Origin of the sequence: Paenibacillus sp. NRS-1782, assembly GCF_050467685.1 — a bacterium.
In the GTDB taxonomy this organism is placed as follows: Bacteria; Bacillota; Bacilli; order Paenibacillales; family Paenibacillaceae; genus Paenibacillus; species Paenibacillus terrae_A.
In genome coordinates this window covers 24,661-38,519 of the sequence record NZ_JBITPH010000001.1, presented here as the reverse complement: position 1 = coordinate 38,519, position 13,859 = coordinate 24,661, and the positions used below count along the sequence as shown (strand labels likewise).

The following is a 13,859-nucleotide window of genomic DNA, read 5'->3' as shown; positions in this document are numbered from 1 at the left end:
TGTATAAACCACAATAACAAATGCCCAGCACTAAAACAAAAAAAGGCCGGCACATTGGCCGACCTAATCAACACTCGTAAGCGGTTTTGATATTATTATTGCAATTCGCCTCTTGTAGTACCTGTACGAACTGAAACTTGACCCGACATATCAGCACTACCACTTGTGAGGTTAACATAAAAATCTCCGGTAGACCAAGCACTTGAGTTAATAGGAGAAGACCAATCTTCACCGGGATTTATAGTTCCACTAAGCTTAACCGTTCCTGCACCTGAGCCTTGAGTTACTGTTAACTTAATTTTTTGACTGCCATTATTACGTACCCATACTTTAACGTATCCATACCCTGCACGAATGGTGAAAGGCTTTGACATTTCTGTACCCCTAAGTCGTACATCAAGCACAGAATCAGTGGCTTGAGGAGTAATAATATGACCCCCCAATTTTGGCGCAAACACATCGGTTGATGTGTTTGCAGATTGGGAAACTGCTGCTGAATCAGTTGTAGCTGGTGTAACATCCGTAGTGGCTGCGGCAGAAGCAGTCAATGGAATGGCAACAGCTAAAGACAAAACAGATAATAATGAAGCCTTTTTAATATTTTTCATACTCATAAGCCCACTTTCTTTGATTTTTTTCCTGCACGCTTTATCAATCAGCCAGTATGTATAGAAACTATTAGAGTATCATGATCAATAAATTTTTTTCACAGGTAGTTATACACATTTACATTATAAGTCTTTTATTGTAATTATTCAACAAAAAATGGATTTCCATTCCATATAAAAGGCAAGCTACTGAATTGAACCGTGCAAGGGTTCTGACTGGGTCTGTATGACGTTTCCGCCGGATATCTGTTACCTTGCCGCCTACGCGTGCCATGAATAACTTGGGCGGGGGCTACTCTCCCCCCCTGCATACCTCGTGCCGATCGCCTAATTGTTTAGTACCAGTCCAATCCCCCCAAACACATCCATTACATAAAGTGGGTTGACGTGGTGACCTAGCCAGAACAGACGGGGGTCTCCGTGAAGATTTAATTTGCATATCACTTTCCTCCAATGCAAAAAGGCCTCTTTTCAGCGACCTCGAATTTACGTTATTTTATGGATACAATATAACACTCTTTCGTTCGCATATACTGCGGTTATATCTCCGCTTTTGTATGGATTGGAAGCTAAGGAAAAGTTTCCTGAACAAATAAAAAAGCATCGGTTAGGGTGCCTTGACCATTAAACTATCATGCCTTCTATACAAAACGAATCTTTTATTACATCCCTATATTCATCATCTATCCTTCTGGACAGATCGCTAATGATCATATTTCTCCGTTTCAGTTTGTCGATCTCACTTTCTATTCCCCAAGCGGGATGCAAAACTCTTCGCTGTTGCATAAAAGCATTTGTACTTAGTTACTAAGGAGATATGACAAGACCATTTTACTGATTATCGAAAATGGCCGTAAAGAACAAAAATCGGACAATACCGGAAAATGGGCAATTAATCCATAGTAGCTGGCTTTTGCTCACTTTCTCAATATCACTTCTTCCAGACGATCCTTTCACCCAATTTGTATCGCAAAAGAATGCGCCTATCCTCAACAAAAAAAGCGAGCCTCATTGGCTCGATTTTCTATAACAATAATTTTTAAAAATTCAAATCAGTACTAATACGAACTCCGAGTTGTCCAGACATGTTAGAAGATCCAGATGTTAAATTGACATAGAACGTACCTACTGCCCACGGACCAGAATTTCCATTTACTATTTCGTTGTATGTTTCACCGGGTCCTACTGAACCGGAGGCCTTTTGTCTGCCGCCTGGACTTCCCTGATTAATAGTAAAGGAAATTCTTTGAGACCCTGTATTTTTCAAATACACTCTTACATAGCCATAATTGGCTTTAATGTCGAAATCGGCTAAATAAGTAGTCCCGCTTATTGGGCGATTTTCAATTCGTGGTGTAGTTGCATTTGGAGTAATAACATGATTCCCTGCTGTTGGTGTATTCACATCAGTCGATGTGTTTGCAGATTGGGAAACTGCTGCTGAATCAGTTGTAGCTGGTGTAACTTCCGTAGTGGCTGCGGCAGAAGCAGTCAATGGAATGGCAACAGCTAAAGACAAAACAGATAATAATGAAGCCTTTTTAATATTTTTCATACTCATAAGCCCACTTTCTTTGATTTTTTTCCTGCACGCTTTATCAATCAGCCAGTATGTATAGAAACTATTAGAGTATCATGATCAATAATTTTTTTTCACAGGTAGTTATACACATTTACATTATAAGTCTTTTATTGTAACTATTCAACAATAAAATGGATTTCCATTCCATATAAAAAGCAAGCTACTGAATTGAACCGTGCAAGGGTTCTGACTAGCCTCAACAAAAAAGCGTGTGTTATACCACTAGGGCATGGATGCCTCGATGTCCAACTGTTCGGTGAAAATAAAGTATTAGACTGCCGCTGTAACGTGTCCCGTTAGTTCAATCATATCAACTCTGAGATAAACATTGGTGTAGCTCCATCCTCTGTATTAAAGCCAAATTTATTATAGAAATCCACTGCATGAGGATAAGAAATTAATACTTTTGTTTTACACCCTTTATATCTATCAAGCATTATATTCATCATTTCCTTACCTATACCTATACTCTGATAACTCGGATTAATAAGCATATAATGAAAATATACCGTTAAAACACCATCTGACAAAGCATTTATTAAACCGACAAGCTTTCCTCCTTCCCAAGCGGTAACAATTGAATGAGACCCTCCGATTGCTTGTAAAAGCTCGTTTGGATACTTGCCAGACTCCCATTCTACCGAAAGAAATAACTCTTGGAGTGCATCCTTAGTGATATCCTCTTTGCTTGAAGCGTAATAAATACTCACCCCTATACCTTCCTTTCATAAAACTAACTACGGCACAACATCTGTTTTAAACTCCCATATTTCGATGGTTTTGCAATCCTTACGAAACCATAAAATAATACCGACAAAGCAATTTCGGATTTATCAAAGTGAATAATCACTTTATTTACCTCAATATACTATTAAAAATATGTATAGAAAATGGATTAACTGAATTAAAATTTGTATTTATTTGCATTAAAGAATTCATGAGAATACGAATTGGCTGAAGGGGAAACTGTTGAAATACCACTTACATTAATCCCTAAAGAAGGGCCGGTAATGACTGTAAGCTTCTTTTCTACTATTGAGTTGGTTTAAACAAATAGTGCAAGAACAGACTTATAACAGATAAACTATATTTCTTGTCTATGGAGATCGACTCTGGATCTTTCATAAATTGCTGTACATCATTCGTATCCAGCTTGGCATACAGCGCTATGGTTTCATATGAAACACCCCAATGCTGATTCAAAATGTCAATGATGCCTTTTACTCGCTCGTTTTCGTCTATCATCTGGATTCCATTAGCTAGCATGAAGATTAAACTATCAAAATTCATTCTAGAATCACCCAATTCAGAGAATCCATATTTACCATCTAAATATGCCAAAATAACATCTTCTTCAATAAAACCCCTTTCATAAAAATTCTTATCCGACACGATATAACGCTAACTGATATATCATCCTTTATTTCAGTTCCACACCTCCACTTCCAAAAGAATAATTATATATATCATTATAACCAAAAAATAGGGATTTCTGTTACAGTGATTTATTATCTAATCATGCAGATTTAGAATACCGTCTTGTTGTGCCACAGCAACAGGAGAACGATTTTTTCGTTCCCCCTCCCGCTTGCTTATAGATTCGTGAAGCTAAGGAAAAGTTTCCTGAACAAATAATAAAGCACCGGTTAGGGTGCCTTGACCATTAAACTATCATGCCTTCTATACATAAACGTACCTTTTATTACATCCCTATATTCATCATCTATCCTTCTGGACAGATCGCTAAGAATCATATTTCTTCGTTTCAGTTTGTCGATCTCACTTTCTCCATATCACTTGTCCCAAACGATCCTTTCACCCAATTTGTCCTCATACCCAGATTTCATGACTTCCCAGCACTCGCTACAAAATGAAGCGCCGAGTGTGGTATAAAATTCCGACTCCAGCTTATTGCAAATAGACACTGTCCGTTTACAGGACGTTTTACCTTATCTGTCTCTTCATCGTGGAACAAGGTTCGTCCCTCCCTAATAGAAAAAGGCCGACCCATTGGCCGACCTAATAAACACTCATAAGCAACTATGAGTTAATTACAATTCTCCTCGTGAATTACCTATACGAACTGAGAGAGAGCCTTTCATGGCGGCGTTACCTGAAGTAAGGTTAACATAGAAGTTACCAGTAGACCAAGCACTAGAGTTAATCTGAGACCAAGTTTCACCTTTACCTATAGTTGCACTCATCTTCTGCGTACCTGAAGCTGAACCCTGAGTTACTGTTAACTTAATCGGTTGGCTACCATCATTGCGTAGCCATACCTTAGCATACCCGTAGCCTGGATCAATATAGAAACGCTCTGACATCTCTGTATTAGCAAGACTTTTATTAAGCACCGAATTAGTGTCTTGAGGAGTAATAACATGCCCCCCCAATTTTGGCGCATTCACATCGGTTGATGTGTTTGCAGATTGGGAAACTGCTACTGAATCAGTTGTAGCTGGTGTAACTTCCGTAGTGGCTGCGGCAGAAGCAGTCAATGGAATGGCAACAGCTAAAGACAAAACAGATAATAATGAAGCTTTTTTAATGTTTTTCATACTCATAAGCCCACTTTCTTTGATTTTTTTCCTGCACGCTTTATCAATCAAACCAGTATGTATAGAAACTATTAGAGCATTCATGATCAATAAAGTTTTTTACAGGTAGTTATACACATTTACATTATAAGTATTTTATTGTAACTATTCAACAACAAAATGGATTTCCATTCCATATAAAAGGCAAGCTACTGAATTGAACCGTGCAAAGGTTCTGTGACTAGGCTCAACAAAAAAGTGTGTTATATCACTAGGGCATGGATGCCTCGATGTCCAACGACGGTCAGTAAAATGGTCAATTTCCGTTCAGTGCTTACTATTTTTTTTACCAACCATACCAAATAAAAAAATTAATAACAAAACAGAAAACAAGAATGTATAACCTATTAGCAAGGGTTTTAAATTAGATTCTCCTGTATTGATATATATTCTTCCTACTAGAATAAGAAGCATATTTAATGATAGTCCAAAATGTTCACGGTTATATTTCCTTATCTTATATTTAATAATTCTATAAATCAGAAAAAATAGTAGCACGGAAGATACTATTGAGATGATAACGTAAACCATATCTGCATGTCCCCCTTTAAAATAAAATTACATACGTTGAATATAATCGTTTCCTATGTAACAGTCGTTACACTGAATGTATTACATTTTATGACATTTATAATGTATTTTTATTTAAAATAAGTCATTTTATAGATATCTTGATACAATAATATTCATTATGTGATGGGAGGGATTAGTTTTGCATGGAGCAGGGTGGGTAAGGAAGCTGGTCAGAGGGTACTTCGTTAAATAAGATTAATATTTTTTCATGAAAGTTGTTACAGACTTTAGGACTGACTGCATATCATGCAAGTCAGCTTTTTGCCCTTTTGAAATGAGTGTCATTTTAACGATTACATTTTTGTAAGTGAGCATGGCTTCATCAAAAGATTGCAGTACAGCTTCTTTTTTATATGCTTCCGTTTCATGTGTAGGCCAAAATACCAAGTCATTACTTAAGGTATCGTTCAGATAGATCAGATCAATAAGCAGCAATGTGTCATCTTTTTTCTTATAAATGATTCTCTCTTGCGTTTCCTCGTCTGTTGGCTTACCATCACGGGTTAACATCGACCTAGCACCAAATGACCAATCCTTTTCAATGGCGACAATATGATTCCCTTGGGTACTTTCCAGAAAATTAAAGGATGCCAATTGAAGCCTTTCGGACATATCCGTGAATAAATCTCGATACTGTGCATAGCTAAGAGATGCATCTTTCTTGCTATCATCCACTTGTACACTTGGAGCAGGAGCATAAGGTTTGCCGCTATCTGGCTCCTGTGTGGCATCATTGCAGCCCGTAACGACAAGAATAAACAAGAGAGCAAGCATCATTTTTTCTTTTTTCATCCGAATGCCTCCCAATCCATTGTTTAAAACTCATTGATAGGTGATACTTATACCAATTCCCATCCGTGATCGAAAGATTAGGAGGTGTAAGCGATACTTCAGTGCAAACTTTATGATATGTTTATTGCAATTCTCCTCTTGAGTTTCCAATGCGAACTGAAAGCCCGCCCTTCATAACGCCTCCGGGTGAAGTAAGGTTAAGATAGAAATTACCAGTAGACCAAGCGCTTCCGTTAATTTCATTAAATACTTTACCTGGCTTTATTGTTCCACTCATCTTAACTGGACCACTAGCTGATCCCTGAGTTACTGTTATATTAATTGGGGCACTCCCGTCATTTGACACATACACTCTAGCATATCCATATCCCGGATCAATGTAAAAACGCTCCGACATGTCTGTATTAGCAAGTGACTTATTTAGTACCTTATTCGTAGCTTGAGGAGTAATAACATGCCCCCCCAATTTTGGCGCATTCACATCGGTTGATGTGTTTGCAGATTGGGAAACTGCTACTGAATCAGTTGTAGCTGGTGTAACTTCCGTAGTGGCTGCGGCAGAAGCAGTCAATGGAATGGCAACAGCTAAAGACAAAACAGATAATAATGAAGCTTTTTTAATGTTTTTCATACTCATAAGCCCACTTTCTTTGATTTTTTTCCTGCACGCTTTATTAATCAGCCAGTATGTATAGAAACTATTATAGTATCATGATCAATAATTTTTTTTACAGGTAGTTATACACATTTACATTATAAATTCCATATAAAAGGCAAGCTACTGAATTGAACCGTAACGTAAACCATATCTGCATGTCCCCTTTAAAATAAAATTACATACGTTGGATATAATCGTTTCCCATGTAATAGTCGTTGCACCGAGTTTATTACATTTTATGACATGATAATGTATTTTTATTTCAAATAAGTCATTTTATAGATATCGTGATACAATAATATTCGTTATGTGATGGGAGGGATTAGTTTTGCATAGAGTAGGATGGGTAAGGAAGCTGGATTTTGTCGGAAGAATCGTTTTACCGATGGACATAAGGAAAGATTTGGGCATTGAAAAACACGATGATTTGGAATTTTCTTTACAAGAACAAGGCATCATCCTAATTCAATTAGTAAAAAAACAATGTAGGTTATGTGGCTCTAATCATAGTTTGATGCCTTATAGAGATTCCTTCGTTTGTACTCCATGTATACGCGAACTGAAAGGGATATGATCTGTTTACACCAGATGCATATTTTTGTAAGTTTTTTGGATCTGAAACATACGGTTGTACTGATTAATAAGTTCATCCAATAGCATAGATGCTCAAGAACACACGCATGTCCGAAACCATACAGTTCAAACAGATCATGAAGCTGTTGCCGGGCATTTTCCATTTGTTGTTGTAACGTCTCATCTGTATCCATTGACATTCCCTCCTAATGTATTTCATTTTAGGATGGAATGAGCAAATTCGAATTATTATTTTTTTCAACCAAAAATTTGAAAAATCAAACAAAAAAAGACCAGCCTTTTAAGCTGGTCAATGGTAATGAATTGTGCCTTGATTTATGCACTACCAATGTGAATCTGAAGTTGACTGTGCCATGAGCTTGATGATTAGCTTGGATTGGTAGTGCAAACACCAGTAAAAAGCTAGTTAACGCCAAGAACAAAGCCGTCTTTTTGATCAATTTCTTTCCACATTTTTCGAAGTTTTCTACCTGTTTCAAGGACAGCATTCACACTAAAGCGCTCAAATAATCGTGCACAATTTGAAATAATCAGTTGATTATTCATTGTAAGAGCATTTTCCCAAGCGACTAAAAGGCACTCGAAGCCATAAGAGTATCTACCCTTGTTCAGACTATAGTTAGCCATCTTATACCAAAACCGCACGTACTGTTCTGGTAAAACCTGCTGTGTATACAGATCAGCAGACGATGGCTCCTGATAGGCTGCAATTTGAGTCTCAAAGCGCTGGAGGATATGATCCACATCCATATCGTACCGATTAGCGGCTTCGATAACGTTCAAGAGTTCGGCAAAGATTTGCTGCTCGCCCGCCATATACTCTACGTAATCCGGCAGCACGCTAACATCTCCTGACATAAGCCTGTTCACGTACCTATTCATTTTTCCCCACTGCTGAAATAAGCCCATCCAGTGGAGTGTGTCTGAATCCTGCTCCTTTACCCAGCTTAAATCAGTATAAGCAAGAATATGCTCTAAACCTTGTTCAAAATTTCCTTTGGCATCACATGCATTTGCGCACAGCAGATCACCGTAGGCTATATATACAAAAAGTGGTCTACTTAGTTTCTTTCGTAGCCCTTGTTCCTTACGTCCAGAGTTGTGAACCATGTCATATTGTATTTTCCCTAGCCGTCTCATTTCCTTAGCAAATGTATATGTCTTGTCCCAATAGCCCATGGATCTGTATACATTCGCCAAGTCCTTTAATGCATCAAGCTGATCTATTTCATCCAAACGATTGATAAACGATTCAAATTTAGCGGCGGCTCCAAGGTTAACCGCTTGGTCTTTCCCAATCGTGAGCTTAAACAAGCGATACTGGCACACAGCAAGTCGTTCTGAATGCTGATGCTTCTCACTCTCAGCCACCTTTGTATACAGAAAAGCAGAGGCTTCATTATACCCGTCTTTGAAAATATTTTCGGCTACTCCATAGAGCAAAGACGGATAGGCAGCATGGTCTAGCAATAGATAGACGACTCTTTTTAAACAATCCAGCCGATGAAGCTCCACACATCGGTACAAGTACGGACTAATTTTTCGCCAGTTCAGCGGTTCATCTATAATGTACTCTTCAATATAACGCTCATAAAAATGATCCGGTGGTAACTCCATTCCTAGCGTAATCAGATCCATTTGATTCACCGAAATGGACTTATTGCCCGTCACAATACCACTGACGGTGCCCGGATTCAGTCCCGAGATATGTCCAAACGCGGTCTTGCTCAACCCTTTTTGTTCCAAGTATTTTTCTAATTCTGCTCTTATCCCAGGTGTGATTTCCATGTATAAACCACCCTTTCAACATGAACTGTAGTATGATTCTCATTTCAACAAATCCTATAGTTGGAAAACATATAATATAATGATTTATTTTCCTTTCCATAATAATACCACCATTTGGAACAATAAAGAATAGTGCTATTTTATTTCTTTTCATCTTGAAAATAGGAGATTTTGACGTGAAACACATTGCCATGACGAGAATATTAGACCATTTGGGGCGCTTCACCATCCCCAAAGAAATATTATATACATGCGATTTTGAACCTCTGGATTCCATTGAATTTTTTATAGACACAGAGAAGGGCACCATTATTTTAAAAAGATACATCGGTCAATCCTGTAAATTCTGTCAATCAACCGAAGGATTAAGCGCTTATAGAGACTCTCTCTCATATGCAATAAGTGTATACATATGATCAAATTCACTTTCAAATCCAATGCTAAAAATAACCTCACACCGTATCGTTATCCCAAAAGAAATCCGTACCACCATGAACTTGGATATTGGTGATTCAATAGAATTTTTTGCCGATCATGAAACAGGCTTCTTAGGTATGCATAAATATGTTGGCGCTTCCTGTAAGCTGTGTAACTCAGCTGAAAATCTAACGTATTTCAGGGGTTCGCTTTTATGTAAGAACTGTACCGTCGAATTGAAGGGCAATATAGGCGTCAGTCCAAAGCCGATTCCTGTTGTTAAGGAACATACGTGTACAGAAAAGCGGACTTACCAGTCATCACAGAATGAATATGCAAAATGGCTGGGCGTGTCACAAAGCCATGTATCTCAGCTCAAAGGGTTATTGTAGATTGTCACCACATGTTAACAGACATATAAGCCAAGCCTTCTACATGACAGGTTTGGCTTATGTTCTTACTCTACATTAGAAAATTGTGAAATTATTATGTAGTCCATCCATAACCGTTGACCCGTCCCACGAATGCCTCAGCTTCAGATCCCTGCGCCCGTAGCGGTTGGATGATCTATTTGCTCACTTTCCTGAAAATCACGGCGATAGAACCAGCCGATCAGAACGGCAATGGTTGTCATAGCCGCAGCCAATAAATATACCTGCACCATGCCGAAACGGTCTGCATACCAGCCCAGGAATAACAAGGATAGGCCGAAAGCGAGATTCGTAAGCACATCAATACCCGCCATTACTTTAGGGAGCTGAGCGGCCGGGGCACTCGTTTGCAGCAAGGTACGGCGAATAATTCCTGCCATTTGAACCGGTAAGCCAGATATAGCAAAAAGAACAAGCGCAGCGACCGGGATCGTATTGAGCGCAAACACCACCGTAATCAGCACATATACGAGCAACGCTCCGAGCATGTACAGAAAGCTGTTCTTTTGCAGCCGCTTGACCAAGCCGACGACGAGCAGCCCGCCCAGAATCGTACCCGAGAAAAAGGAGGCATTCATAAAGCCCCACCAGCTTGCATCCTGATGCAGCACCTGCGTAACATACGCCAGAATAAATACGCCAAGCCAGGAGGTTCCTCCAATGGTGTCCACACTATCCACGATCATCAAAGAACGAATGCGGCGGTTATGCCAAATGATCTGCCAGCCTTCCCCAAGCTCCTTCCAGTGAGAGCCTTTTTCCTTTACTTTCGCTGTTTCTAACCCACTCATGGCAAGCTCTGAGGATTCGGGGCTTAATTCCTTTTGATCCAGCGGATCACGAATGAATGAAGTAACAGTTACAGCCACCAAATAACAACAGGATGCGATCACAAGTGTATTCAGGGAACCGAGCCATGCCACAATAATTCCGCTCAACGCCCAGCCTGCACATTTAACCACTTGATCACTGACCGCCACCATGCCGTTGGCACGCATCAGTCCTTCGCCGTTTGCCAATCGGGGTACAAGCGCATTACGTGCCGGATTGGTCCAGCCATCCAGAAATGACATACCAAACACCATCACGAAAATGAACAGAAAAGACCTCTGATCAGGCGTGATCCACAAATAAAGCAGCAACAGCGTGAAGATGACAAACTGCCCAAATTGGGAAAACAGCAAAATACGCGTCAGTCGAAATCGGCCGAGGACTATCGGTGCAACGAGCCCGCTAAGCACTTGGGCAGACAATCGGAAGAGCGGAATCAAAATCGTCGTCATTAAAGAATTACTTGAGCTGAACACCAATACCACTACACTCAACATGTAGATGATATCTGCTACGTTGGAGATCGTCTGAGACCCCCACAGGTAATAAAAAGAGCGTCTGATCAAAAAAATTCCTCCCTCGTTGATATTACAATTCTGTAAAATGTCTGGTTTTTTGTATATTCTACGCACAACCTTATATTTCCTTCTTTTATCTTTATAGGAAATTCGGTGTCCAAATGCTTTCACGTCCATGAATACAAACACTTTTTGCTTATAGGCGATACTCGGATAGCCTGAAAAACTCTTTTTAGACTTGATTTCGTATAAAATGTACACGTATACGTATCTGATGAATAGACGCTTTCGGATTGACAATACTGAGAACATCAACCATGGAAGGAGGTGGCAGGATGGCCGCTACAACCGGGCAATTCCCCAAACGCAAGCCGCTCTGGCTTCGATGGTTTCAGGGACTGCTGTCACTCACCATTCTGACGGTCATCGCTGCCTGCATTCTGCTCGCCTATTTATATACCACCAGTCTCCCGCTCGCGGATACGGACCGGAATTCGCGTCTGCTTGATAGCCAGGGCCAAGTCATTGCCACCTTCTCTGCCGGAGGCAAGGAATCCATCCCTGTCCAGCTGGATCACATTTCACCCGATCTGATTGCAGCTACGTTGGCTGTGGAGGACCGGAAGTTTTACGATCATTTCGGCTTCGATTTCAAAGGCTTGGGCAGGGCCGTGCTTGTCAATCTGACCCATTGGGATATGTCGCAAGGAGCCAGCACGCTGACTCAGCAGCTTGCACGCAATTTGTATCTATCTCATGAGAAAACATGGACACGCAAGGCCAAGGAGGCCATCTATACCGCACAGCTTGAAATGAAGTACACCAAGAAAGAGCTGCTGCAAATGTATTTGAATGAAATCTATTATGGTCACGGTGCCTACGGCATTGAAGCGGCTTCGCAGATGTATTTCGGTAAATCCGCAAAAGATCTGGATTTGGCTGAAAGCGCCCTGCTGGCAGGTATTCCGAAGGGACCGACCTATTATTCGCCGTATAATCATATGAAAAACGCAAAGGATCGACAAAAAATCGTGTTGGATTCCTTGGCGCTCACTGGCAAAATTACTCCTGCCCAAGCTACCAAGGCCTATGAGGAAATGCTTGCCCTGCGGCCCGAGAGCCAGCGCCGGACGGTAGAAACAGCCCCCTGGTTTCGCGACTACATCCGCCAGCTTGCAATGAATCAGCTGGGAATTAGTGAAAGTGTGCTGGAGCATGGCGGCCTGAGCATATATACCACGCTGGACATGCACATGCAGCAAGCAGCCGAGGCGGCTGTAGACGAGGGCATGAAGAACAGCAACGGACTGGAAACGGCGTTGATCTCCATTGACCCGCGCAACGGACATGTGAAGGCCATGGTTGGCGGGACCAACTATGTCGGCAATCAGTATAATCATGCGCTTGCCACAACCCGGCAGCCCGGCTCGTCCTTTAAGCCGATTATGTATTTGAGCGCACTGGATTCTGGCGAATTGACAAGTACGTCCAAGTTCGAAAGCCGACCGACGATGTTCCACTACGACAACAACCGTAAAACCTACAAGCCCAAAAATTTTGGAGACAAATATTTGGGCGAAATTGATCTGCGGCGTGCGATTGCGGCGTCCGATAATATTTATGCTGTAAGCACCATTTTGAAGGTGGGGACAGACAAGGTCATGGACCTCGCCCGTAAAATGGGCATTACGAGCGAGATGAAGCCCGTGCCTTCTCTCGCGCTGGGCGTATCGCCTGTCAGCCCGTTCGAGATGGCCTCGGCCTTCTCGGTTATCGGCAGCGGCGGGCACAATGTCGCCCCGGTGGCGGTGCTGCGCATCACCGATGCGGCCGGGCGGTCGCTCTATGAAGCACCGCAGACCGCTCCGGTGCAGGTAGTGAAGCCCGCCTCTGCTTACGTCCTCACACGCCTTATGGAAGGCGTGTTCGAGGAAGGTGGCACCGGCAACCGGGTCGCGAAGCTGATCAAGCGCCCGGTTGCCGGGAAGAGCGGCACGACCAACACCGATGCGTGGATGGTTGGCTTCACGCCCGAGCTGTCCACCGCCGTCTGGGTTGGCTATGACAAGGGCAAGGCCATCAGCAAGCAGGATGCCCGGCGGGCGGCACCGATTTTTGCGCAATATACGGAGAAAGCGCTGGAGAATGTGCCGCCCAAAATCTTTCCCATCCCTGACGGTGTCGTCAGCGCCTATATTGATCCAGCCAGTGGCAAGCTGGCTGCGCCGGACAGTCCGGATAAACGGCTGGAGGTATTCGTCAGCGGCACGGAGCCGAAGGAAACGCTGTCTGGACAGAATAACCCACCGACAGCGACACAGACTGACCAAGCGGAGCGGCAGGCAGAAAAGAAATCATGGTGGAGCAATTTCAAGCGATGGTGGATGGAGTAACAGCCAAAAAAAAGACTGAAGGAACGCTATAAGCGCTTCTCTCAGTCTTTTTTCAATTCATTTTATTTGCTCATATG

At 41.6% G+C, this 13,859-nt stretch carries 12 protein-coding genes; 3 read left to right on the top strand and 9 right to left on the bottom strand.

Annotation, left to right across the window (positions count from 1 at the left end):
• Nucleotides 1–95: 95 nt before the first annotated feature.
• From ACIFQM_RS00200 to ACIFQM_RS00170, 7 genes are all read right to left on the bottom strand, one after another.
• A complete protein-coding gene (locus ACIFQM_RS00200; RefSeq protein WP_430064736.1) occupies nt 96–608 on the bottom strand; it encodes a hypothetical protein in 513 nt (170 codons plus the stop codon).
• Nucleotides 609–1,647: 1,039 nt separating this feature from the next.
• Nucleotides 1,648–2,163, bottom strand: a complete 516-nt coding sequence (locus tag ACIFQM_RS00195; RefSeq protein WP_430064734.1) for a hypothetical protein — start codon at nt 2,161–2,163, stop codon at nt 1,648–1,650.
• Between the two features lie 332 nt (nt 2,164–2,495).
• A complete protein-coding gene (locus ACIFQM_RS00190) occupies nt 2,496–2,900 on the bottom strand; it encodes a GNAT family N-acetyltransferase (RefSeq protein WP_038573410.1) in 405 nt (134 codons plus the stop codon).
• 322 nt (nt 2,901–3,222) lie between these two features.
• Entirely contained in the window at nt 3,223–3,582 is a 360-nt protein-coding gene (locus ACIFQM_RS00185) for an HTH domain-containing protein (RefSeq protein ID WP_430042508.1), read from the bottom strand.
• A gap of 659 nt (nt 3,583–4,241) precedes the next feature.
• Nucleotides 4,242–4,748: a hypothetical protein gene (locus tag ACIFQM_RS00180; RefSeq protein ID WP_430047072.1), complete on the bottom strand. Its 507-nt coding sequence runs from the start codon at nt 4,746–4,748 to the stop codon at nt 4,242–4,244.
• A gap of 807 nt (nt 4,749–5,555) precedes the next feature.
• Complete coding sequence (locus ACIFQM_RS00175) at nt 5,556–6,152, bottom strand: hypothetical protein (protein WP_430047070.1); 597 nt, start codon at nt 6,150–6,152, stop codon at nt 5,556–5,558.
• A gap of 121 nt (nt 6,153–6,273) precedes the next feature.
• The gene (locus ACIFQM_RS00170; protein WP_430047068.1) at nt 6,274–6,783 is read right to left on the bottom strand and encodes a hypothetical protein; all 510 of its coding nucleotides are present in this window, start codon (nt 6,781–6,783) and stop codon (nt 6,274–6,276) included.
• 355 nt (nt 6,784–7,138) lie between these two features.
• On the opposite strand from ACIFQM_RS00170, the gene ACIFQM_RS00165 reads away from it, so the two are divergent.
• On the top strand, nt 7,139–7,384 hold the full coding sequence (locus tag ACIFQM_RS00165; RefSeq protein WP_430042513.1) for an AbrB/MazE/SpoVT family DNA-binding domain-containing protein: 246 nt from the start codon (nt 7,139–7,141) through the stop codon (nt 7,382–7,384).
• Between the two features lie 422 nt (nt 7,385–7,806).
• On the opposite strand, the gene ACIFQM_RS00160 is transcribed toward ACIFQM_RS00165, so the two are convergent.
• Complete coding sequence (locus tag ACIFQM_RS00160) at nt 7,807–9,192, bottom strand: helix-turn-helix domain-containing protein (protein ID WP_430042517.1); 1,386 nt, start codon at nt 9,190–9,192, stop codon at nt 7,807–7,809.
• Nucleotides 9,193–9,629: 437 nt separating this feature from the next.
• Here ACIFQM_RS00160 and ACIFQM_RS00155 point away from each other — a divergent pair, with 437 nt between their 5' ends.
• Nucleotides 9,630–10,001, top strand: coding sequence for an AbrB/MazE/SpoVT family DNA-binding domain-containing protein (locus ACIFQM_RS00155; protein WP_430042518.1), 372 nt, complete (start codon nt 9,630–9,632; stop codon nt 9,999–10,001).
• Between the two features lie 143 nt (nt 10,002–10,144).
• On the opposite strand, the gene ACIFQM_RS00150 is transcribed toward ACIFQM_RS00155, so the two are convergent.
• Complete coding sequence (locus ACIFQM_RS00150; RefSeq protein ID WP_430042520.1) at nt 10,145–11,437, bottom strand: MFS transporter; 1,293 nt, start codon at nt 11,435–11,437, stop codon at nt 10,145–10,147.
• 287 nt (nt 11,438–11,724) lie between these two features.
• Between ACIFQM_RS00150 and ACIFQM_RS00145 the strand changes: the two genes are divergently transcribed.
• Entirely contained in the window at nt 11,725–13,782 is a 2,058-nt protein-coding gene (locus ACIFQM_RS00145; protein WP_430042523.1) for a transglycosylase domain-containing protein, read from the top strand.
• Nucleotides 13,783–13,859: the final 77 nt, after the last annotated feature.

Bases quoted from the DNA above. Each gene is read 5' to 3' on its own strand.
- ACIFQM_RS00200 (WP_430064736.1), bottom strand. From the start codon at position 608: ATGAAAAATATTAAAAAGGCTTCATTATTATCTGTTTTGTCTTTAGCT.
- ACIFQM_RS00195 (WP_430064734.1), bottom strand. From the start codon at position 2,163: ATGAAAAATATTAAAAAGGCTTCATTATTATCTGTTTTGTCTTTAGCT.
- ACIFQM_RS00180 (WP_430047072.1), bottom strand. From the start codon at position 4,748: ATGAAAAACATTAAAAAAGCTTCATTATTATCTGTTTTGTCTTTAGCT.
- ACIFQM_RS00175 (WP_430047070.1), bottom strand. From the start codon at position 6,152: ATGAAAAAAGAAAAAATGATGCTTGCTCTCTTGTTTATTCTTGTCGTT.
- ACIFQM_RS00170 (WP_430047068.1), bottom strand. From the start codon at position 6,783: ATGAAAAACATTAAAAAAGCTTCATTATTATCTGTTTTGTCTTTAGCT.
- ACIFQM_RS00160 (WP_430042517.1), bottom strand. From the start codon at position 9,192: ATGGAAATCACACCTGGGATAAGAGCAGAATTAGAAAAATACTTGGAA.
- ACIFQM_RS00155 (WP_430042518.1), top strand. From the start codon at position 9,630: ATGCTAAAAATAACCTCACACCGTATCGTTATCCCAAAAGAAATCCGT.
- ACIFQM_RS00145 (WP_430042523.1), top strand. From the start codon at position 11,725: ATGGCCGCTACAACCGGGCAATTCCCCAAACGCAAGCCGCTCTGGCTT.